The following is a 20,106-nucleotide window of genomic DNA, read 5'->3' as shown; positions in this document are numbered from 1 at the left end:
GGTTCAGCCCAGCGCCACCAGCAGCAGGTCGATGAGCTTGATCCCGACGAACGGCAGCAGCACGCCGCCGACGCCGTAGATCAGCATGTTCCGGCGCAGCAGCGAGGTCGCCGTGGCCGGGGTGAAGCGCACGCCGCGCAACGCCAGCGGGATCAGCGCCGGGATCACCAGCGCGTTGAAGATCAACGCGGCCAGCACCGCATGCACCGGGCTGGACAGGCGCATCACGTTCAGCGCCGCCATCTGCGGGATCGAGGCGGCGAACAGAGCCGGCAGGATCGCGAAGTACTTGGACACGTCGTTGGCCAGCGAGAACGTGGTCAGCGCGCCGCGGGTGATCAGCTGCTGCTTGCCCACTTCCACCACCGCCAGCAGCTTGGCCGGATCCGAATCCAGGTCGACCATGTTGCCGGCTTCCTTGGCCGCCTGCGTGCCCGAGTTCATCGCCAGGCCGACGTCGGCCTGCGCGAGTGCCGGCGCATCGTTGGTGCCGTCGCCGACCATCGCCACCAGCCGGCCGCCGGCCTGCTCGGCGCGAATGCGCGCGAGCTTGTCTTCCGGCGTGGCCTCGGCGATGTAGTCGTCGACGCCGGCCTCGGCGGCGATCGCCGCGGCGGTGAGCGGGTTGTCGCCGGTGATCATCACCGTCTTCACCCCCATCGCGCGCAGCCGTGCGAACTTCTCGCGCACGCCATGCTTGACCACGTCCGACAGCTCGACCACGCCGAGCACGTGTCGGCCCTCGGCCACCACCAGCGGCGTGGCGCCGCTGCGCGCGACCTGCTCCACGCGGCCCTTCAGTTCCGCCGGCACCAGCCCGCCCAGCGCGGTGACGTGGCGGATCACCGCATCGGCCGCGCCCTTGCGGATCGAACGCGGCGGCTGTTGCCCATGCGCGGCCAGATCGACGCCGGACATGCGCGTCTGCGCGGTGAAGGCGACGAAGCTGGCGCCGTCCGGATCGGCCGGCGGCATGCCCTGCTCGCGCGCCAGGCGCACGATCGACTTGCCTTCCGGGGTCGGGTCGGCCAGCGAGGACAGCATCGCCGCCTCGCGCAGTTGCACCGCATCGACGCCGCTGAGCGCATGGAACGCGGTGGCCTGGCGGTCGCCGTAGGTGATGGTGCCGGTCTTGTCCAGCAGCAGCACATCGACGTCGCCGGCCACTTCCACCGCCTTGCCCGACTTGGCCAGCACGTTCGCCGACAGCGCGCGGTTCATGCCGGCGATGCCGATCGCCGGCAGCAGCCCGCCGATGGTGGTCGGGATCAGGCACACCAGCAGCGCGATCAGCAGCAGCGGATCGATGCGCACGCCGACGTAGCCGGCGATGACCGGCAAGGTCGCGACCACGATCAGGAAGGTCAGGGTCATCGCCGCCAGCAGCATGGTCAGCGCGATCTCGTTCGGGGTCTTCTGCCGGTTGGCGCCTTCGACCAGCGCGATCATGCGGTCCAGGAAGCTGTGGCCGGGCTCGGCGGTGACCTTCACCACGATCTCGTCGGACAGCACCTTGGTGCCGCCGATCACGCCGGAACGGTCGGTGCCGGCCTCGCGCAGCACCGGCGCCGATTCGCCGGTGACCGCCGCTTCGTTGATCGTGGCCACGCCGTGCACGATCTCGCCGTCGGCCGGGATCAGTTCGCCGGCGGAGATCACCACCAGGTCGCCGGGCTTCAGTTCGGCGGCGGGAATGCTGGTTTCGCCGTCCAGTTGCGCGCTGCTCACCCGGCGCGCCACCAGGTCCTTGCGCGCGCGTCGCAGCGAGGCGGCCTGGCCGCGGCCGCGCGCCTCGGCCACCGCTTCGGCGAAATTGCCGAACAGCACGGTGATCAGCAGGATCGCGGTCACCGCCCAGCCGAACGCGGGCGCGCCCTGCCCGGCCACGGTGATCAGGGCCGACAGCAAGGTGCCGGCGAACACCACCGCCATCACCGGACTGCCGAGCAGATGGCGTGGCGAGAGTTTCAGCACGCTGGCGCGCAGCGCCGCACGCAGTGCGGGGCCGTCGAGCAGACCGGGCTTGTGGACGGAGGAAGAAGCTTGCGGAAGCGGGGTGCTCATGGTCGTGGTCTCAGTGCGCGGCAAGCGTCAGGTGATCGGCGATCGGGCCCAACACCAGTGCCGGCGTGAATTGCAGAACGGTCAGGACCGCGATGACCGCGATCAGGGTCAGCGCGAAGGTCGGCGTTTCCACCTGCAGGCTGCCGCCGGTTTCCGGCGCCACGCGCTTGCGCGCCATCTGCGCGGCCACGATCAGCGGCACGATCAGCGCCGGATAGCGGCCCAGGATCAGCACCAGGGTGCAGGTCAGGTTCCACCACGGAATGCCGTCGCCGAGGCCTTCGAAACCGGAGCCGTTGTTGGCGAACGCCGAGGTGTACTCGTAGAACACCTGACTGATGCCATGGAAGCCGGGATTGGAGGTGGCGGTGATCGCCGCCGGCATGGCCAGGGTCAGCGCGGTGAAGCCGAGCAGCACCAGCGGCTGCAGCAGGATCAGCAAGGCCAGCAGGCGCACTTCGCCGGCTTCGATCTTGCGGCCGAACAACTCAGGCGTGCGCCCGGTCATCAAGCCGGCCAGGAACACGCTGAGCAGCAGGTACACCAGGAACTGCTGCAGGCCGCAGCCGATGCCGCCCCAGATCGCGTTGACCAGCATGTTGACCATGGCCACGCCGCCGGTCAGCGGCGCCAGCGAATCGTGCATCGCATTGACCGAGCCGTTGGAGGTCTGCGTGGTCAGCGACGACCACGCCGCCGAGGCATCGGCACCGAAGCGCACTTCCTTGCCCTCCATCAGTGCCACGCTGGCGGTACTGGCCGAATGGCCTTCGGACCACACCGACACCGCGGTGGAGGCCAGCGACATCGCCAGCATGCTGCCGAACACCAGCACGGTGAATTTGCGGCGCCCGGTGAACGGACCGACCATGAACGCGATCGCCACCGGGATCAGCACGATCGCCAGCATCTCCAGCAGATTGGAGAACGGGGTCGGATTCTCCAGCGCCATCGCGCTGTTCGGGCCGTACCAGCCGCCGCCGTTGGTGCCGAGCTGCTTGATCGCCACCATCGCCGCGACCGGGCCGAGCGGGATCTTCTGCGCGGCCATGCCGGCGCTGGCGTCCAGCGGCGTCGCGGTGGGACCGGCGGCCAGCGTGGACGGCACGCCCTGCTGGGTCAGCAGCACGGTCCACAGCAGGCACAGCGGCAGCAGGAATCGCAGCGTCGGCCGGATCACGTCGGCCCAGTAGTTGCCGACGTCGGCTTCGTCGACGCTGAGCGTCGCCTGCTGGGTCCCAGCGTTCGCGGCGGCCGCTCGCCCACCGAACAGCGCACGCAAGGTCGCCACCACCAGCGCCAGGCCCATCATCGGCGTGATGAACTGCAAACCGACCACGCCCACCGCCTGCGACAGATACGACAGCTGCGCCTGGCCGGAGTAGTGCTGCTGGTCGGTGTTGGTCAGGAACGAGACCATGGTGTGCAGGGCCACGTCCCAGCGCATGTTCGGCACCGCATCGGGATTCAGCGGCAGCCACGCCTGGGTCACGAACAGGGCGAACACCAGCGCGCCCAGCACCAGGTTGCTGGCCAGGAACGCGCCGGCATAGCCGCGCCAGCTCATGCCGCGCGCCGGATCGGTGCCGAGCAGGCGGTACAGCGGGCGTTCGATCCAGCCGAACAGCGCGTCGCCGCGCATCGGCGCACCGCGCATCACCTTGGCCAGGTACAGGCCCAGCGGCCAACCCAGCAGCAGCGCGAGCGCATAGACAAGCAATGTATCGATCATGGCAGTAGCACTCGGCTCAGAAATCTTCGGGACGCAGAATCACGTACAACAGGTAGCCGGCGGCGACGATCACCGCCACGCCGCAGATCAGCGATAGCCAGGTCGGCATGTCATCTCTCCTCAGGACTCAAAAGGTGGCTTGCAGCGCGGCTTCGACCCGCGTGCCGGCCATGTCGGGGAACAGCCGCTCGGCGGCGCGGTCGGTGTCGTGCGCGGTCAGCCGCAGCTCCAGCCCCGGTCCGCCCTGGCGAATGCCGGGCAGGGTGAACACGGCGCTGACCAGCCCATGCGTATAGCTATCCGCGTAGCTGCGGGCGAGCCAGTAATGGCCCACCGCCGCCTCGACGCGGAAGCGCTCGTTGAACGGGTAGCGCGCGCCGAGCTGCGCGTAGGTGCCGGTGGTGTCGCTGGCCAGCGCATCGTCGGACCAGCCCAGTTGCGCCCACACGCGCTGCTTCCAGGTCACGGTGGCGCCCAGCTCGGTCCAGTTCAGTGCGGCGGCCGAGGGGTATTGGTAGCGGGTCAGGTTCGCGTCCCAGGCCCAGTCCGGCGTCCACTGGCCGCGCCAGCCGAGCACGCCGTCGACTTCGGTGCTGGCATGCGGGGTGCTGTCGAACTTGATCGACGAGGCCCACAGCGACGCGTACGCGCCGTTGTCGGCGGCCAGCGCCAGACCGGCCTGCACGGCAGGATCGCCGTCGCTCTGGGTGCTGCCGCGCCAGACGTAGTCGCTGGTGAGCGTGGCATTGCCGCTGACGCTGGCGGCGTTGGCCGCTGCGCTGCCGGCAAGGAGAAAAAGCGCAAGCGCGCCGCGCGACAGGAGTCGGCGGGCGGCACAGGAAAGCGGGGAACGCATGACGTCGGATCCAGGGCGGAACCATTCCGCCGACCTGGTCATGTTCCGGCGCGGGGCCGTAAAGTCGCTATCGGCCGATACCGGCGGCCGCGTAAATTCCGCGTAATTTCCGCGGCCGTGCGGCTACGGCAAGACGCGGGAAAGGCCGGCATTGCGCCGGCCTTTCCGTCAAACGCAGGTCAGTGCAGCGGCACGCTCAGGCTCGACGGCGCGGCCGCCGGCGAACTGAAGCTGACGCTGCCGCCGAAGCGGCTGGCCGAGGTGTAGCGCGGATCGGTGGTGTCCACCACCAGCACCAGGCGGTTGCCGGCCGGGATATCGACCGCGGTCGCCTGCAGCGGCAGGTCGATCGTGGTCGCCACGCCCGGGGTCGCGTTGCGCAGCGAGTACGGCGCGTGGCTCAGCAATTGCGCCACGCCGAGCCCGTTCATGCTGTACAGGTAGGCGAACAGCGACACGTTGGCCTGGCTCGGGGTCACCGTCACCCGCAGCGATGGGCTGCCGGCCAGGCGCTTGGCGCTGGTGTACACCGGCCCGCTCCATACCGCCGCGCCGTTGCGGTCCACCAGCGGGATCGAGGTGGTGACCGGCTGGCCCAGGCCCTGCAGCAGGCCGCTGACCAGCAGCACGCCCGAATCGGCCAGGGTCGGTACGCCGGTGGCGATGCCCTTGCTCCAACCGGTGCTGGTGCCGGTGCTCAGCGCACCGGTCGCGATCAGGCCGCTCGGGCGGGTCAGGCCATAGCGGGTCGCGCCGGCCTGCACGCTGTTCCAATCGGCGTAGCGCAGCCAGGTGCCGTCGAGCGTGGCCAGCTGCACCGGCTGCTCACTGTCCACGCCGTTGGCCTGGCCCTTGAGGTAGTGGTCGAACCAGCGGGTGGTTTCCGTGTACACCTCGTTCGGCAGGCCGAGCGCGCCCGGCAGTTCGGCCGTGGCGTGATCGCCCTGGCTGAACATCAGGTGCTTGGGCACGCTCAGGCGGTTGTACAGGTCGATGTACTGGTTCGGCGGGAACAGGCCGTCGTTGAACGCATTGGCCATCAGCACCGCAGGGCCGTTGCGGTTGAGCGCCTGCACTTCGTTGATCACGCTGCGCTCGCCCGCCTTGGGCAGGAAGCCCTGCACCGCGCCGTCGTAGTCGCCGACCGCGACCCGCGCGCTGATCTGCGCCAGATCCGGCCCGGGCCGGCCGGTGATCGCGCCGGAGGCCACCAGCAGGGCGACGCCCTGTTCGCTGACCGTGGCGTTCGCGTACAGCGAGGCCTGCAGGTCGGCCCAGCCGCTGAGCGCGGCCACCGCCTTGATCCGCGGATCGCGCGCGGCGGCGAGCAGGCTGGTGCCGGCGCCGTAGGAAATGCCGGACACGCCGATCGCCTTGGCGTTGGCCGGGGTATTGGCCAGCGCCCAGTCGATCACCGTGCTGACGTCTTCCACCGTCGGCGCCCCGGCGATGTCGATCACGCCCGCCGAATCCCAGAACCCGCGCGAGGTGTAGCTGACCACCACGTAGCCGTTGCTGGCCAGCTCGCTGGCGCGGCCAACGTATTCCAGGTTGGGCAGCGACCAGCTGGCCGGCATCACCACCAGCGGGAACGGCCCGGTCCCCTGCCCCTGCGGCACCAGCACCAGTGCGCCGAGCTTGGTGCCGTCCCAACTGGAAATGGTCTGGTACTGCTTGCTGAAACCTCCGGCGGACGCGGCGGCGGAGAACAACAGCATCGCGCACAGGGCGATGCAGCGGGACACGGACATACGCATGTACTGCCTCCCAAACGGCGCCGGGTCGGAATGGCCCAGCTGCCAGAAACGGTTACGGGTGCGCGACGTGGGGATCGGACGCCGCGACCATACCAGCCGGTACGGACAACTTCACGCCGCAGTGCGGCACGGTATGGTGGGGGCTCTTGTGGCCGCCCAGTAGGTCCATCTGTGGTCCACCGTCTCTGTTTCGGCCGGACCCTCATCCGCCCCTACGGGGCACCTTCTCCCGAGGGGAGAAGGGAACGGCCGCGGTGTGCTTTAGCCCCTCTCCCACCGGGAGAGGGGTTGGAGTGAGGGTACGGCGCGAAGCGACTCGCGGTGTTTGGGGACCCGAGGCTGCGCCCGAACCCTCATCCGCCCCTGCGGGGCACCTTCTCCCGAGGGGAGAAGGGAACAGCCGCTAGCCCCTCTCCCGCCGGGAGAGGGGTTGGGGTGAGGGTCCGGCGCGAAGCGACTCGCGGACTTCCGCTAACCGGCGAAAAAATGCTCGTAGCCGCACCGCGGCGGCTGCCACGGCTGACCGTCCGCGTCGCGCACGACGATGCCGCCGCCGGCGACGATGCGCCCGATCGGCGTCGCCTGCTCGCCGATCGCCTGCAATGCCTGCACGATCGCCGCGCGTTGCGCCGGCGCGGCGGTGAAGCACAGCTCGTAGTCGTCGCCGCCGCCCAGTTGCCAGGCGTGCACCTGCGCGGCGCTCGCCTCCGCCGGCGCGGCGACCACCGGCAACGCGGCCAGCCACAGTTCGGCGCCGACGCCGCTGCGCGCGCAGATGTGGTCCAGGTCGGCCAGCAGGCCGTCGGAAATGTCCACGCAGGCGTGCGCCAGACCGCGCAGGCGCAGCCCGGCCTGCACCCGCGGCGACGGCCGCAACAGGCGCTGGCGCAGATGCTCGTGGACGGGATCGGCGGCGGCACGGGCCACATCCAGGCGCCCGGCCTGCCACAGCGCCAATGCCGCGGCAGCCTCGCCCGGACGGCCGCTGACCCAGATCTCGTCGCCGGGCAGCGCGCCGTCGCGGCGCAGCGCCGCGCCGGGCGCCACGCTGCCGATCGCGGTGACCGACAGCGACAGCGGCCCGCGCGTGGTGTCGCCGCCGGCCAGCACGATGCCGTGCGCATCGGCCAGCGCGAAGAAGCCGTCGGCGAAGGCGTCGATCCAGCGCGCATCCTCATGCGGCAACGACAGCGACAGCGTGCACCAGCGCGGCTGCGCGCCCATCGCGGCGAGGTCGGACAGGTTCACCGCCAGCGTCTTCCAGCCGATGTCGGCAGGCGCGGTCTCAAGCGGAAAGTGCACGCCGGCGTTGAGCGTATCGGTGGTGATCGCCAGCTGCTCGCCCGGCGGCGGCTGCAGCAGCGCCGCATCGTCGCCGATGCCCAACGGCACGTCCGCATGCGTCCCGATCCGGGCACGCAGGCGATCGATCAGATCGAATTCAGGCATTTTGGGAGCCGGGATTGGGGATTCGGCATTGGGGATTGGCAACAGCCAGGCCACAGCCGTGGCTCGGGAGGGAATGCAGCGCCTGCGAATCCCCAATCCCAAATGCCCAATCCCGCGCCCTCAGGCGCCCGCGCCACCCGACTCCACCGTGCGCCATTCCAGCGCGGCGCGGTCGAGCACGCCGTTGACGTAGGTGTGGCCGTGTTCGGAGCCGAAACGCTTGGCGGTCTCGATGGCTTCGTTGATCACCACGCGGTACGGCACGTCGTGGCGGTGCAGCAGTTCGTAGGCGGCCAGGCGCAGCACCGCGCGCTCGATCGCGTCCACTTCCTCGACGGTACGGTCCAGGTAGCCGACCAGCGCCGCATCCAGTTCGGCGCGGTGCTTGAGCACGCCTTCGACCAGGTTCTCGAAGTAGACCAGGTCGGCGATCTCGTGCGCCTGCTCGTGCGCGAACTGCGCGATCACGTGCTGCGCCGTGCCGCCCGCGATCTGCCAGGCGTAGATCGCCTGCAGCGCACGCCGGCGCGCGCGCGAACGCAGCACCGGATCGACGCCGTCGCGACGGACATGCTTGTGGCCAGCGGGCTTGTTCATGGCAGCAGCTCCAGGAGATTGACCATTTCCAGCGCAGTCAGCGCCGCTTCCTCGCCCTTGTTGCCATGGCTGCCGCCGGCGCGCGCCTCGGCGTCCTCGACCTGCTCCACCGCCAGCACGCCGTTGAGCACCGGGATGCGGAAGTCCAGCGACACCCGCAGCAGGCCTTCGGCGCAGCCATCGGCCACGTGTTCGTAGTGGCGGGTGTCGCCGCGGATCACGCAGCCCAGCGCGATGATCGCCGCGTGCTGGCCGGCGGCGGCCAGGCGCGCGGCGGCCAGCGGCAGTTCCCACGCGCCGGGCACGCGGATCACGTCCACCGCGTCGTCGGCGATGCCGTTGCCGGACAGGCTCGCGCGCGCGCCGGCGACCAGCACGTCGGTGATGCGCGCGTTCCAGCGGCTGGCGATGATCGCGAAACGGGCCGCTTCGGGAGCGCGGAGGTCGCCTTCGTAGTGGGTCATGGCGGTGGCAGGTTCAGTGGGTGGGAGAGTTTAGCAGGCGGCGTGTTCCGGGCTCGGGCCCCGGAAGCGCTTGCAGCGCCGATAGCGAAGCAGCGTAAGGGAATCAGCCTTTCCCGACTCCCGACTCCCGACTCCCCAATCCCGGCTCCAACTCCACATGCTCCACCACCTCCAGCCCGAACCCGGCCAGGCCGATCTGGCGGCGCGGCGTGCCCAGCACGCGCAGCTTGCCCAGGCCCAGGTCGGCCAGGATCTGGCTGCCGGCGCCGTTGCGCCGCCACTGCCCCACGTCCTTGCTGTTGGCGGCCACGTCGGGCTGCTTGCGCAGCCGCGCCAGCAGCGCCTGGCTGTCGCGCGGCGCCGACAGCACCACCATGACCCCGCTGTCGGCCGCGGCGATCGCGCGCAGCGCGTCGCTGGCGGCCACGCCGAAATCGTCGCGGCGCCAGTGCAGCAGGTCGGCCAGCGGGTTCTCCACCTGCACCCGCACCAGGGTCGGCGTTTCGGCGTCGGGAGTGCCGCGGACCAGCGCGAAATGCAGGTCGTGGGCGATGCGGTCGCGGTAGGTGACCAGGGAGAAGCTGCCGAACTCGGTCTCGATGGGGCGCTCGTCGATGCGCTCGACGGTGTGCTCGGTGGCCAGGCGGTAGGCGATCAGGTCGGCGATCGAGCCCATCTTCAACCCGTGCAGGCGCGCGAACTCCTCCAACTGCGGGCGCCGGGCCATGCTGCCGTCGGGATTGAGCACTTCCACCAGCACCCCGGCCGGTTCCAGCCCGGCCAGCAGCGGCAGGTCGCCGGCCGCCTCGGTGTGGCCGGCGCGGGTCAGCACACCGCCGGGCTGGGCGATCAGCGGGAAGATGTGGCCCGGCTGGCTCAGGTCGTGCGGCTTGGCGTCGGGTTTGACCGCGGTACGCACGGTATGCGCGCGGTCGTAGGCCGAGATGCCGGTGGTGACGCCCTCGGCGGCCTCGATGCTGACGGTGAAGTTGGTGTGGAACTGCGCGGTGTTGTGCTGGACCATCGGCGCCAGCCCGAGCTGCGCGCAGCGCTCGCGGGTCAGCGACAGGCACACCAGGCCGCGCGCATGGGTGACCATGAAATTGATGTCCGAGGGCTTGACCAGCTCGGCGGCCATGATCAGGTCGCCCTCGTTCTCGCGGTCCTCGTCGTCGACGATGACCACCATGCGGCCGGCGCGGATTTCCTCCAGCAGCTCGGGGACGGGGGCGAAGTTCAGGCTAGGGGCGGTGGATGGCGACATGAGGGACTCGCAGAAGACGGAAGGCGCCAAGCGCCGCCGCGGGCAGCGGCGACGGCACGGCAGACGACGGGAAGGCGCAGGTCAGTCCTGGCGGCCGTGCAGCAGGCGTTCGACGTAGCGCGCGACCAGGTCGATTTCCAGGTTCACCGCCGATCCCACCGCGGTGTGCGCGAACGCGGTGTGCGCCACCGTGTGCGGGATCAGCGCCACCTCGAAGCCGGCATCGTCCACTTCGTTGACGGTCAGGCTGACCCCGTCCACGCAGATCGAGCCCTTCTTGGCGATGTAGCGCAGCAGCGCCGGCGGCGCGGCGAAGCGCCAGCGTTGCGCACGCGCGTCCTCGTGGATCGACAGCACGCTGCCGAGGCCATCGACATGGCCGCTGACCAGATGCCCGCCGAGCCGGTCGGTCGGGCGCATCGCCCGCTCCAGGTTCAGCGCCGCGCCTTCGGCGAGCGCGCCGAGCGTGGTCAGGGACAAGGTTTCGGTGGACGCATCGGCCTGGAACGACGCCGCGTCGAAGGCGACGACGGTCAGGCATACGCCGTTGACCGCGATGCTCTCGCCGAGCTGCACGTCGGCGAACGGCAGGCTGCCGGTGGAAAAGGTGAAGCGGATATCGCCGCCCTGCGGCTGGCGCGCGGCCAGGCGGCCGACCCCTTCGATGATTCCGGTGAACATAAACGTTTCTCGCAAGCATGGTGAGCGAAAAACGCCACAAGGCAAACAGGCACGCGCACAGCCGCAAGGCTGCGCGAAGGCCGTCTTCTTTCATCCGGACTATACCGTCGGCTCCGGCATCGGACCGGATCTGCTGACCTTGCGTCCCCGAACCGCACCTGCGTGCCGGTCCGACGACCCAAGCGCTCGCGGGCTCGTGCGCGAACGCACCTACCGCCGGTGGGGAATCGCACCCCGCCCTGAAGACGTTTGTGGTTGCCGGCGAACCGGCTCGCGCATTCTAGCAGGGCGCGGCATGACGGCCGCTGCGGCGGGGCGGGCCACCGATGGGACGTAGCGTCACGGCGGAGGCGGCAACCTTGCGCCATGGCGGCAGCACGCCGGCGCAGCAGATGCCGGTTGCCGTTACCCGGCGTCCGTCGCCACCGGCCGCAGCAGCAGGCGCAGGTCGTCGCCGACCTGGCGCGTCTCCAGCAACTGCAGCGGCACGCGCTGCGCCATCGTGTCGATGCCCAGCCCGGCCAGCAGCGGGCGCGCGGCGGCGCCGAGCAGCAGCGGCGCCAGGTACAGCAGCAGCTCGTCGACCAGGCCGGCGCGCAGCAGCGCACCGCTCAGGGTCGCGCCGGCCTCGACCTGCACCTCGTTGATGCCGCGCGCGGCGAGCAACTGCAGCACCGCGCCCAGATCGAAGCGGCCGGCCTGCAGCGCGACCGCGGCGAACTCGACCCCGGGCAGCGATGGCGGCGCCACGCCCGGCGCATGCAGGTACAGGGTCGGCGCCGCGGAGTCGCGTACCTTGGCCTGCTGCAGCGTGCGCAGCTGCGCATCCAGCACCACGCGCAGCGGCGGCACGACCTCGGCGCCGTCGTCCAGGCGCACGCTCAGCGACGGGTCGTCGGCCAGCACGGTGCCGGCACCGGTGAGGATCGCCCCGGCGCGCGCGCGCCAATGCTGCACGTCCTGGCGCGCGGCCGCGCCGGTGATCCATTTCGATTCGCCGCTGGCCAGCGCGGTGCGCCCGTCCAGGCTGGCGCCGAGCTTGACCCGCAGCCACGGCCGGGCGCGTTCCACCCGCGACAGGAAGCCGCGATTCAGCGCGCGCGCCTGCGCTTCCATCAGCCCGAAGCGAACCTCGACGCCGGCCTCGCGCAGCAGCGCGAAACCGCCGCCGTTGACCTGCGGAAACGGATCGGCCATCGCCGCCACCACCCGCGTCACTCCGGCTTCGATCAGCGCCAGTGCGCACGGCGGGGTGCGCCCGTAGTGCGCGCACGGTTCCAGGGTCACGTAGGCGGTGGCGCCGCGCGCGCCCGCGCCGGCGGCGCGCAGCGCGAACACCTCCGCATGCGGGCCGCCGGCGCGCTGGTGGAAGCCCTCGCCCACCACGGCGCCGTCGCGCACGATCACGCAGCCGACCATCGGGTTGGGACGCGTGGTGTAGGCGCCGCGCTCGGCCAGGCGCAGCGCCTGCGCCATGTGCCGATGATCGTCGGCGGAGAAATCGCTCATGACGTCCGCGCTCACGACGTCCGCGCTCATGCGGTCTGCGCCGGTGCCGCCAACGCGCCGGCGTCGATGCGCATCACCGTCACCTGCAGCGGGCCCAGCGGCAGCTGCACATGCGGCTGCCAGCCCAGGCCTTCGTAGTACGGCACCAGCCGCGGTTCGCAATACAGATACAGATACCCCACCTGCAGCCGCGCTGCGGCCTGCACGCAATGCGCGACCAGCCGCGCGCCGACGCCGCCGCTGCGCGCCTGCGGGCGCACGTACAGCGTCGCCAGCCACGGCGAGAACTGGCGGATGCGCGCATCGTCGTTCTGCAGCAGGCTGACCGAACCGAGCCAGTCGTCGCCCTCGAGCGCGATCCAACTGGTCGGGATGCGGCTGTCGCAGCGATGGCTGCGCAGGTCGGCCTCGGCCTCGACCACGTTCCACTCCGGCAGCATGTCGCCGAAGGCCTGCAGGTGTTCGCGGGCCAGCGCCGGAATGTGCTGCGGCGCCTCGGCCAGGCAGACGATGCGCATGCCGCCCTCAGCGCTTGCCGGACTTGTCGCCCGGCTTGTCGGCGCGGACCAGCTCCAGCAGCGGCAACTGCTCGCTGCCCACCGGCAGCTCGCGCTCGAGCTTCTCGATCTCCTCGCGGAAATCGGCCACGTCCTGGAAGCTGCGGTAGACCGAGGCGAAGCGCACGTAGCCGACGTGGTCGAGCTTGCGCAGCTCGGCCATCACGTACTCGCCGACGCGGATCGACGGCAATTCGCGCTCGCCGGACATGCGCAGCTGGTGCACCACCGCGCGCACCGCCGCCTCGATCTGCTCCTCGGCCACCGGCCGTTTCTGCAGCGCGCGATCGAAGCTGGTGCGCAGCTTGCGCGCATCGAAGGCCTCGCGGCCACCGTCGCTCTTGATCACCGTCGGCAGCTTGAGCTCGATCGTCTCCAGCGTGCTGAACCGTTCGCCGCACGCCTCGCACTCGCGGCGGCGACGGATCGTCGCGCCGTCCTCGGACACCCGCGAATCGATCACGCGGGTGTCGGTGTGCTGGCAGAAGGGGCAGTGCATTCAGAGTGCCGGGATTGGGGATTGGAGATTGGGGATTCGGGAACGCGCGAGTCCACGGGAACGGCCGTTGGCCAATCCCGAATCCCCAATCCCGAATCCCCGCCGCTCAGCCATACACCGGATACTTCCTGCACTGCGCGGTCACCGCGTCGCGCACGCGGGCGATGACCGCGGCGTCGGCCGGGGCGTCGAGCACGTCGGCGATCCAGTTGGCCAGGTCGATGCTGTCCTGCTCCAGGTAGCCGCGGGTGGTGATGGCCGGGGTGCCCAGGCGCAGGCCCGAGGTCACGAACGGCGAGCGCGGGTCGTTGGGCACCGAGTTCTTGTTGACGGTGATGTGGGCCTTGCCCAGCGCCGCTTCCGCGTCCTTGCCGGACACGTCCTTGCCGATCATGTCGACCAGCATCAGATGGTTCTCGGTGCCACCGGAGACGATCTTGTAGCCGCGCGCGATCAGGGTGTTGGCCATCGCCTGCGCGTTCTTCACCACCTGCTGCTGGTAGTCCTTGAACTCCGGCTCCAGCGCTTCCTTGAACGCCACCGCCTTGGCCGCGATCACGTGCATCAGCGGACCACCCTGGATGCCCGGGAACACGATCGACTGCAGCTTCTTGACCAGGTCCTCGCTGGCGCCCTTGGCCAGGATGATGCCGCCGCGCGGGCCGCGCAGGGTCTTGTGGGTGGTCGAGGTGACCACGTGCGCATGCTCCAGCGGGCTCGGATACACGCCGGCGGCGACCAGGCCGGCCACGTGCGCCATGTCCACGAACAGCACCGCGCCGACCTTGTCGGCGATGGCACGGAAGCGCGCCCAGTCGATCTTCTGCGAATACGCGGAGAAGCCCGCCACGACCATCTTCGGCTTGTGCTCCAGCGCCAGCCGCTCGACTTCGTCGTAGTCGATCAGGCCCTGCTCGTTCACGCCGTACTGCACCGCGTTGAACAGCTTGCCGGAGACGTTGACCTTGGCGCCGTGGGTCAGGTGGCCGCCGTGGGCCAGCGACATGCCCAGGATGGTGTCGCCGGGCTGCAGCAGCGCCAGGTACACCGCCTGGTTGGCCTGCGAACCCGAATGCGGCTGCACGTTCGCGTAGTCGGCGCCGAACAATTGCTTGACCCGGTCGATCGCCAGCTGCTCGGCGATATCGACGAATTCGCAGCCGCCGTAGTAGCGCTTGCCCGGGTAGCCCTCGGCGTACTTGTTGGTCAGCTGGCTGCCCTGGGCTTCCATCACCAGCGGGCTGCAGTAGTTCTCGCTGGCGATCAGCTCGACATGGTCTTCCTGGCGGCCGGCTTCGGCGGCGATGGCCTGGGCCAGTTCGGGATCGTAGGTTTCGATGCGGGCGGCACGCGGGAACATCGGGTCTCCAGGGGCATGGACAAAAGGCAGACCGCTAGTTTAAGCCCCGCGCAGGGCCGGCGGCGAACCAAAACGACGACGGCCTCCCGAAGGAGGCCGTCGTGGCGTGCCATGCGGCCCGGATCAGCGGCCGTTGAGCACCAGGTCGGCGATGATGCCGCTGGCGATGGCGACCATCAGCAGGTTGCCGCGGTCGTCGCGCACCCAGCGGTAGCCGTATGGCGGGCGCCGCACCTGGTAGCGGTCGTAGTCGTAGACCACGTAGTTGGGGCCGTAGTAGCGCTGGCCGCGCGCCCACGGCGGCGGACCCGGACGGTAGTAGACGACGTCCGGACGGCTGCGATACCCGTCGCGATAGCCCTGGCTGTAGTAGCGGCGGTCGTCGTGGCGTTCGCGTTCGCGCCAGTAGCGGTCGCGATCGCGGTCGCGCCGGTCGTAGTCGCGCCGGTCGTGATCGCGGTCGTGCCAGCCGCGCGGATCGCGGTCGTCCCAGCCGTCGCGGGCGAATGCGGCGGGCGCCATGAAACCCAGCGCCAGCAGGGACGAAAGGGCAAGGGTGGCAATGCGTTTGATGTTCATGGCTGCTCCGTCACTTTTGGTGTCACGACTGCATTAATGCGCTTGTCGTCTGAACCGCTTCCTGCTGGAACCGGTTACGTATTCAGCTTTCCCGAAACGGGTAAGCGCGCATTACGTTTCGGCCCTCTTTTTCCTGTCCACAGCGGCGTTTCGACGTGATCGGCGCCACCGGCGCGGGCCTGTCCGCCGCAACCCGACACGCGGTCGCCACCTGCGCAGTCCCAGCCCCCTGGTCCCGGACTGCGCGCCTGCGCTCAATGGTGATGGGCCGGCGCGGCGACCTCGGCCGACTGCGCATGCAGTTGCAGCAGCGCGACCCGCGCCGCCTCGTCGGCAGGCAGGTACACCACCAGCCGATTGCCGTTGCGCGGCGCCGACCACCAGTTGACCTGCTGCAGGTGCAGTTCGCCCGCCTGCGGGTGGCGGAAGCGCTTGAGTTGGTTTTCCACTCCGCGCACCTCGCGCCGCTGCTGCCACAAGGCGTCGAACTCGGGCGAGGCGGCGCGGTAGCGCGCCAGCAGGCGCTCCCAGGCCGGCTCGCCCAGGTGCTCGCCCATGGCGGCGCGCAACAGCGCCACCATGTGCTGCAGGACGTTGTCCCGATCGACCAGGCGGGCGCGCCAGTGCGGGTTGGTGAACGCCTGGTAGACGCAGTTGCGGTCGGCGTCCGGCAGATCCGCCAGGGTCACCCCCATCAGCCGCTCGAAGGCCGGATTGGCGCCGAGGATGTCGAAGCGCGGACTCTGCAGCATCGCCGGCCAGGGGCCGAGCTGGTCGAGCAGCATGCGCCCGGTGTCGGTCAACTGCTCGCACAGCGGCTGCAGCCGGGGCGCCGCATCGCCCAATCCGGCCAGCGCCAGCACGTGGCCGGTTTCCACCTCCGAGCACTGCAAGGCGCCGGCGATGGCGGTCAGCACGCGTGCGGAGGCGCGCACTGGCCGTCCCTGTTCGAGCCAGGTGTACCAGGTGACGCCGACGTCGGCGAGCGCGGCCACCTCCTCGCGGCGCAGGCCCGGCGTGCGGCGCCTGCCGGCACGCGGCAGGCCCAGCCGCGCCGGATCCAGGCTCTCGCGGCGCGCCCGCAGGAAGGCGCCGAGCGCGCGCGCGCGTTCGGCCGCCAGCGCAGTACCGTGCGCGGCAACGGCGCCACCGCCCGCCGCGTCGGTCATGGGATTCACCCGATCACTCAACATCTTGCTGTTCTCCCTGCTCCACCGCAGCGATCCCAGCCCCAGGCAGGAAGCGCCAATACCAGGATAAATAACTACTTGTACCAGTTTAAGCGGTCCGGATACTGCGCGCCATGACCACCTCCACCGCTCCCGCCGCCGCGCCCCATTCCCTCGATCATCTCGACCGGCAGCCGCCTGCATGCGCCTGCCCCAGCGCCTCGCCGCCGACGCTGGGCGCCTGGGGCCTGGCGATCCTGCTGCTCGGGCAGATGCTGCCGCTGATCGATTTTTCCATCATCAACGTCGCCCTGGGTTCCATCGCCCACACGCTGCACGCCTCGGCGACGGCGCTGGAACTGATCGTGGCGGTGTACGGCGTGGCGTTCGCGGTGGGCCTGGCCGCGGGCGGGCGGCTGGGCGACAACCTGGGCCGGCGCCGGGTGTTCGCCGCCGGCGTGCTGCTGTTCGCGGTGGCCTCGCTGCTGTGCGGGCTGGCCGGGTCGGTGCCCGCCCTGCTCGCCGGCCGCGTGCTGCAGGGCCTGGGCGCGGCGCTGGCGGTGCCGCAGATCCTCGCCACCATCCACGTCAGCCTGCGCGGCGCGGCGCATGCGCGGGCGCTGGCGCTTTACGGCTCGCTGGGCGGAATCGCCTTCGTCATCGGCCAGGTGCTGGGCGGCACCCTGGTCACGGCCGACATCGCCGGTTCCAGCTGGCGCGCCATCTTCCTGATCAACCTGCCGTTCTGCGTGCTGGCGCTGGCGGGCCTGCGCGCGGTGCCGGAGACGCGCGCGGCGCGGCGGATGCCGCCCGACCTGGCCGGCGCCGGGTTGCTGGGGCTGTTCCTGGCCTGCCTGCTGCTGCCGCTGGCGCTCGGCCCCACCCTGCATTGGTCGGCGCCGTGCCTGGCGGTGCTGGCCGCGAGCGTGCCCTTGCTGGCGGCGCTGGCCCGCACCGAAGCCTGGCAGCAGCGCCGTGGCCGCGTGCCGCTGCTGCCGCCGGCGCTGCTGCGCCTGCCCAGCGTGCGCTTCGCGCTGCTGCTGGGCGGGGTGTTCTTCGCCTGCTGGAGCGGCTTCATGTTCGTGCTCGCGCTGACCTTGCAGTCCGGCGCCGGGCTGTCGCCGCTGCAGTCGGGCAATGCCTTCATCGTGCTCGGCGCGGCGTACTTCTGCTCGGCGCTGGTCAGCGCGCGCGGGGTGGCCCGGTTCGGGCTGCTGCCGACGCTGCTGCTGGGCTGCATGGTGCAGATGCTGGGCCTGCTCGCGCTGGCGTGGACCTTGCACGCGGTGTGGCCGCATCCCGGCTGGCGCGCGCTGGCGCCGGCGACCGCGCTGATCGGCGCCGGACAGGCGTGGATCGTGGCCTGCTTCTACCGCATCGGCCTGTCGCAGGTACCGACCGAACATGCGGGTGCGGGCAGCGCCATGCTCTCCACCGTCCTGCAGGCGGCGATGGGCCTGGGCCCGGCGGCGCTGGGCGCGGTCTACGCGCACGCGCGCGGCGGCGGCAGCCTGGCGGCGATGCAGGCGGCACTGGGCAGCGAGTGGCTGGCGATGCTGCTGCTGGTGGCGTGCACGCTGGTCTACCGGCAGCGCCAGCGCCGCCAGGTGCAGGCCGCGGCCGCCTGAACCCGACCGCGCCGGTACCGCGTCGGTACGCGGCGCATGCGCGCCAGCCGCCGACGTGCCTGCGCCGGTGCCGCTATAATCGCGGACATCCATTTCGCGCCTTCCGGCCCCGGCCGGCGGGCGTCCTGCGCCTTCCGGAGACCCCATGTCGCAATACATCTACACCATGAACGGCGTCAGCAAGACGGTGCCGCCGAAGCGCCAGATCATCAAGGACATCTCGCTGTCGTTCTTCCCGGGGGCCAAGATCGGCCTGCTCGGCCTCAACGGCGCCGGCAAGTCCACGGTGCTGAAGATCATGGCCGGCGTGGACACCGATTTCAGCGGCGAAGCGCGCCCGCAGCCGGGCATCAAGGTCGGCTACCTGGCGCAGGAGCCGGAGCTGGACCCGGCCAAGACCGTGCGCGAAGCGGTCGAGGAAGGCGTCGGCGAAGTGCTGCAGGCGCAGGCCGCGCTGGACAAGATCTACGAGGCCTATGCCGAGGAAGGCGCCGACTTCGACAAGCTCGCCGCCGAGCAGCAACGGCTGGAAGCGATCCTGGCCGCCGGCGATGCGCACCTGCTGGAACAGCAGCTGGAAGTGGCCGCCGACGCGCTGCGCCTGCCGCCGTGGGACGCGGTGATCGGCCCGCTGTCCGGCGGCGAGAAGCGCCGCGTGGCGCTGTGCCGGCTGCTGCTGCAGAAGCCGGACATGCTGCTGCTCGACGAACCGACCAACCATCTGGACGCCGAGTCGGTGGAATGGCTGGAACAGTTCCTGGCGCGCTACACCGGCACCGTGGTGGCGGTGACCCATGACCGCTACTTCCTCGACAACGCCGCCGAGTGGATCCTGGAACTGGACCGCGGCCGCGGCATTCCGTGGAAGGGCAACTACACCGACTGGCTGATGCAGAAGGAAGAGCGCCTGAAGCAGGAAGACAACCAGGAGAAGTCGCGGCAGAAGGCGATCCAGAAGGAACTGGAGTGGTCGCGGCAGAACGCCAAGGGCGGCCGCACCAAGGGCAAGGCGCGTCTGGCGCGCCTGGAAGAACTGCAGTCGGTCGATTACCAGCGCCGCAACGAGACCAACGAGATCTTCATTCCGCCGGGCGAGCGCCTGGGCAACGCGGTGCTCGAGTTCAAGCACGTCACCAAGAAGTTCGGCGACCGCCTGCTGATCGACGACCTCAGCTTCCTGGTGCCGTCCGGCGCCATCGTCGGCATCATCGGTCCCAACGGCGCCGGCAAGTCGACGCTGTTCAAGATGATCATCGGCAAGGAGAAGCCGGACTCGGGCGAGATCGTGCTCGGGCCGACGGTGAAGCTGGCCTACGTGGACCAGAGCCGCGACAAGCTGGAAGGCAACCACAACGTGTTCCAGGAAGTCTCCGGCGGCCTGGACATCCTCAACATCAACGGCGTGGAGATCCAGTCGCGCGCCTACCTGGGCCGCTTCAACTTCAAGGGCCAGGACCAGCAGAAGCTGGTCGGCAGCCTGTCCGGCGGCGAACGCGGCCGCCTGCACATGGCCAAGACCCTGCTGCAGGGCGGCAACGTGCTGCTGCTCGACGAACCGTCCAACGACCTGGACATCGAGACGCTGCGCGCGCTGGAAGACGCGCTGCTGGAGTTCCCCGGCAACACCTTCGTGATCTCGCACGACCGCTGGTTCCTGGATCGCATCGCGACCCACATCCTGGCGTTCGAAGGCGACTCGCACGTGGAGTTCTTCCAGGGCAACTACCGCGAGTACGAGATCGACAAGCGCCGCCGCATGGGCGACGACGCCGGTCCGAAGCGGCTGCGTTTCAAGGCGCTCAAGTAAGCGAGCGCGGAACGCGCAGATGCACCTTGCCACGGCCCGCGCACAGCGGGCCGTGTGCATTCCGGCGCTCGGGTTCTCTCGGCCGCCTGGACCTGTAGGAGCGGCTTCAGCCGCGGCCGGGCATTACCGGTAAC

18 protein-coding genes and 1 riboswitch are annotated in these 20,106 nt (G+C 70.3%); of the genes, 2 read left to right on the top strand and 16 right to left on the bottom strand.

Going from position 1 to position 20,106, the window contains the following annotated elements; genetic code table 11:
- Positions 1-3: 3 nt before the first annotated feature.
- The 16 genes from kdpB to H9658_RS11760 form a co-directional block, all read right to left on the bottom strand.
- Positions 4-2,064, bottom strand: coding sequence for a potassium-transporting ATPase subunit KdpB (gene kdpB / locus H9658_RS11835; protein WP_191825483.1), 2,061 nt, complete (start codon positions 2,062-2,064; stop codon positions 4-6).
- A gap of 10 nt (positions 2,065-2,074) precedes the next feature.
- Positions 2,075-3,796, bottom strand: coding sequence for a potassium-transporting ATPase subunit KdpA (kdpA, locus tag H9658_RS11830; RefSeq protein WP_191825482.1), 1,722 nt, complete (start codon positions 3,794-3,796; stop codon positions 2,075-2,077).
- A gap of 16 nt (positions 3,797-3,812) precedes the next feature.
- On the bottom strand, positions 3,813-3,905 hold the full coding sequence (locus H9658_RS11825) for a potassium-transporting ATPase subunit F (protein WP_046977662.1): 93 nt from the start codon (positions 3,903-3,905) through the stop codon (positions 3,813-3,815).
- Between the two features lie 18 nt (positions 3,906-3,923).
- Entirely contained in the window at positions 3,924-4,652 is a 729-nt protein-coding gene (locus H9658_RS11820; RefSeq protein ID WP_191825481.1) for a TorF family putative porin, read from the bottom strand.
- Positions 4,653-4,831: 179 nt separating this feature from the next.
- Positions 4,832-6,409, bottom strand: coding sequence for a CocE/NonD family hydrolase (locus tag H9658_RS11815; RefSeq protein WP_179568425.1), 1,578 nt, complete (start codon positions 6,407-6,409; stop codon positions 4,832-4,834).
- A 471-nt stretch (positions 6,410-6,880) separates the two neighbouring features.
- Positions 6,881-7,858 carry a thiamine-phosphate kinase gene (thiL, locus tag H9658_RS11810; protein WP_191825480.1) on the bottom strand — a complete coding sequence of 326 codons (978 nt, stop codon included), beginning with the start codon at positions 7,856-7,858 and terminating at the stop codon, positions 6,881-6,883.
- Positions 7,859-7,978: 120 nt separating this feature from the next.
- Positions 7,979-8,455 (bottom strand): transcription antitermination factor NusB, encoded by a 477-nt coding sequence (gene nusB / locus H9658_RS11805; RefSeq protein ID WP_179568429.1) that lies wholly within the window; start codon positions 8,453-8,455, stop codon positions 7,979-7,981.
- Positions 8,452-8,919: a 6,7-dimethyl-8-ribityllumazine synthase gene (ribH, locus tag H9658_RS11800; RefSeq protein WP_179568431.1), complete on the bottom strand. Its 468-nt coding sequence runs from the start codon at positions 8,917-8,919 to the stop codon at positions 8,452-8,454. Before ribH ends, nusB begins: the two co-directional genes overlap by 4 nt.
- Positions 8,920-9,022: 103 nt before the next feature.
- Positions 9,023-10,159, bottom strand: a complete 1,137-nt coding sequence (gene ribB, locus H9658_RS11795) for a 3,4-dihydroxy-2-butanone-4-phosphate synthase (protein WP_191825545.1) — start codon at positions 10,157-10,159, stop codon at positions 9,023-9,025.
- A gap of 105 nt (positions 10,160-10,264) precedes the next feature.
- Entirely contained in the window at positions 10,265-10,864 is a 600-nt protein-coding gene (locus H9658_RS11790; protein ID WP_179568433.1) for a riboflavin synthase, read from the bottom strand.
- A gap of 78 nt (positions 10,865-10,942) precedes the next feature.
- A riboswitch (FMN riboswitch) is annotated at positions 10,943-11,115 on the bottom strand.
- Positions 11,116-11,269: 154 nt separating this feature from the next.
- On the bottom strand, positions 11,270-12,403 hold the full coding sequence (gene ribD / locus H9658_RS11785) for a bifunctional diaminohydroxyphosphoribosylaminopyrimidine deaminase/5-amino-6-(5-phosphoribosylamino)uracil reductase RibD (protein WP_225209907.1): 1,134 nt from the start codon (positions 12,401-12,403) through the stop codon (positions 11,270-11,272).
- The gene (locus H9658_RS11780; RefSeq protein WP_179568437.1) at positions 12,400-12,891 is read right to left on the bottom strand and encodes a GNAT family N-acetyltransferase; all 492 of its coding nucleotides are present in this window, start codon (positions 12,889-12,891) and stop codon (positions 12,400-12,402) included. The genes ribD and H9658_RS11780 overlap by 4 nt, the downstream gene beginning before the upstream one ends.
- 7 nt (positions 12,892-12,898) lie before the next feature.
- Complete coding sequence (nrdR, locus tag H9658_RS11775; RefSeq protein WP_009576486.1) at positions 12,899-13,429, bottom strand: transcriptional regulator NrdR; 531 nt, start codon at positions 13,427-13,429, stop codon at positions 12,899-12,901.
- A 106-nt stretch (positions 13,430-13,535) separates the two neighbouring features.
- The gene (gene glyA, locus H9658_RS11770) at positions 13,536-14,789 is read right to left on the bottom strand and encodes a serine hydroxymethyltransferase (protein WP_191825479.1); all 1,254 of its coding nucleotides are present in this window, start codon (positions 14,787-14,789) and stop codon (positions 13,536-13,538) included.
- 123 nt (positions 14,790-14,912) lie between these two features.
- Positions 14,913-15,368, bottom strand: coding sequence for an RcnB family protein (locus H9658_RS11765; RefSeq protein WP_179568441.1), 456 nt, complete (start codon positions 15,366-15,368; stop codon positions 14,913-14,915).
- Between the two features lie 254 nt (positions 15,369-15,622).
- The gene (locus H9658_RS11760) at positions 15,623-16,537 is read right to left on the bottom strand and encodes a helix-turn-helix transcriptional regulator (protein WP_191825478.1); all 915 of its coding nucleotides are present in this window, start codon (positions 16,535-16,537) and stop codon (positions 15,623-15,625) included.
- A gap of 134 nt (positions 16,538-16,671) precedes the next feature.
- Between H9658_RS11760 and H9658_RS11755 the strand changes: the two genes are divergently transcribed.
- Together H9658_RS11755 and ettA are read left to right on the top strand one after the other, a co-directional pair.
- A complete protein-coding gene (locus H9658_RS11755; protein WP_191825477.1) occupies positions 16,672-18,165 on the top strand; it encodes an MFS transporter in 1,494 nt (497 codons plus the stop codon).
- A 145-nt stretch (positions 18,166-18,310) separates the two neighbouring features.
- A complete protein-coding gene (gene ettA, locus H9658_RS11750; RefSeq protein WP_179568447.1) occupies positions 18,311-19,972 on the top strand; it encodes an energy-dependent translational throttle protein EttA in 1,662 nt (553 codons plus the stop codon).
- Positions 19,973-20,106: the final 134 nt, after the last annotated feature.

Origin of the sequence: Xanthomonas bonasiae (assembly GCF_014836395.1) — a bacterium.
GTDB lineage: Bacteria > Pseudomonadota > Gammaproteobacteria > Xanthomonadales > Xanthomonadaceae > Xanthomonas_A > Xanthomonas_A bonasiae.
Note: the sequence above shows the minus strand (reverse complement) of the source record. Positions and strands in the feature narration are given on the sequence as shown.

What these genes read in the sequence shown, in the direction of transcription:
- kdpB (WP_191825483.1), bottom strand. Translation starts at nt 2,064, where the DNA reads ATGAGCACCCCGCTTCCGCAAGCTTCTTCCTCCGTCCACAAGCCCGGT.
- kdpA (WP_191825482.1), bottom strand. Translation starts at nt 3,796, where the DNA reads ATGATCGATACATTGCTTGTCTATGCGCTCGCGCTGCTGCTGGGTTGG.
- H9658_RS11825 (WP_046977662.1), bottom strand. Translation starts at nt 3,905, where the DNA reads ATGCCGACCTGGCTATCGCTGATCTGCGGCGTGGCGGTGATCGTCGCC.
- H9658_RS11820 (WP_191825481.1), bottom strand. Translation starts at nt 4,652, where the DNA reads ATGCGTTCCCCGCTTTCCTGTGCCGCCCGCCGACTCCTGTCGCGCGGC.
- H9658_RS11815 (WP_179568425.1), bottom strand. Translation starts at nt 6,409, where the DNA reads ATGCGTATGTCCGTGTCCCGCTGCATCGCCCTGTGCGCGATGCTGTTG.
- thiL (WP_191825480.1), bottom strand. Translation starts at nt 7,858, where the DNA reads ATGCCTGAATTCGATCTGATCGATCGCCTGCGTGCCCGGATCGGGACG.
- nusB (WP_179568429.1), bottom strand. Translation starts at nt 8,455, where the DNA reads ATGAACAAGCCCGCTGGCCACAAGCATGTCCGTCGCGACGGCGTCGAT.
- ribH (WP_179568431.1), bottom strand. Translation starts at nt 8,919, where the DNA reads ATGACCCACTACGAAGGCGACCTCCGCGCTCCCGAAGCGGCCCGTTTC.
- H9658_RS11790 (WP_179568433.1), bottom strand. Translation starts at nt 10,864, where the DNA reads ATGTTCACCGGAATCATCGAAGGGGTCGGCCGCCTGGCCGCGCGCCAG.
- ribD (WP_225209907.1), bottom strand. Translation starts at nt 12,403, where the DNA reads ATGAGCGCGGACGTCGTGAGCGCGGACGTCATGAGCGATTTCTCCGCC.
- H9658_RS11780 (WP_179568437.1), bottom strand. Translation starts at nt 12,891, where the DNA reads ATGCGCATCGTCTGCCTGGCCGAGGCGCCGCAGCACATTCCGGCGCTG.
- nrdR (WP_009576486.1), bottom strand. Translation starts at nt 13,429, where the DNA reads ATGCACTGCCCCTTCTGCCAGCACACCGACACCCGCGTGATCGATTCG.
- glyA (WP_191825479.1), bottom strand. Translation starts at nt 14,789, where the DNA reads ATGTTCCCGCGTGCCGCCCGCATCGAAACCTACGATCCCGAACTGGCC.
- H9658_RS11765 (WP_179568441.1), bottom strand. Translation starts at nt 15,368, where the DNA reads ATGAACATCAAACGCATTGCCACCCTTGCCCTTTCGTCCCTGCTGGCG.
- H9658_RS11760 (WP_191825478.1), bottom strand. Translation starts at nt 16,537, where the DNA reads ATGACCGACGCGGCGGGCGGTGGCGCCGTTGCCGCGCACGGTACTGCG.
- H9658_RS11755 (WP_191825477.1), top strand. Translation starts at nt 16,672, where the DNA reads ATGACCACCTCCACCGCTCCCGCCGCCGCGCCCCATTCCCTCGATCAT.
- ettA (WP_179568447.1), top strand. Translation starts at nt 18,311, where the DNA reads ATGTCGCAATACATCTACACCATGAACGGCGTCAGCAAGACGGTGCCG.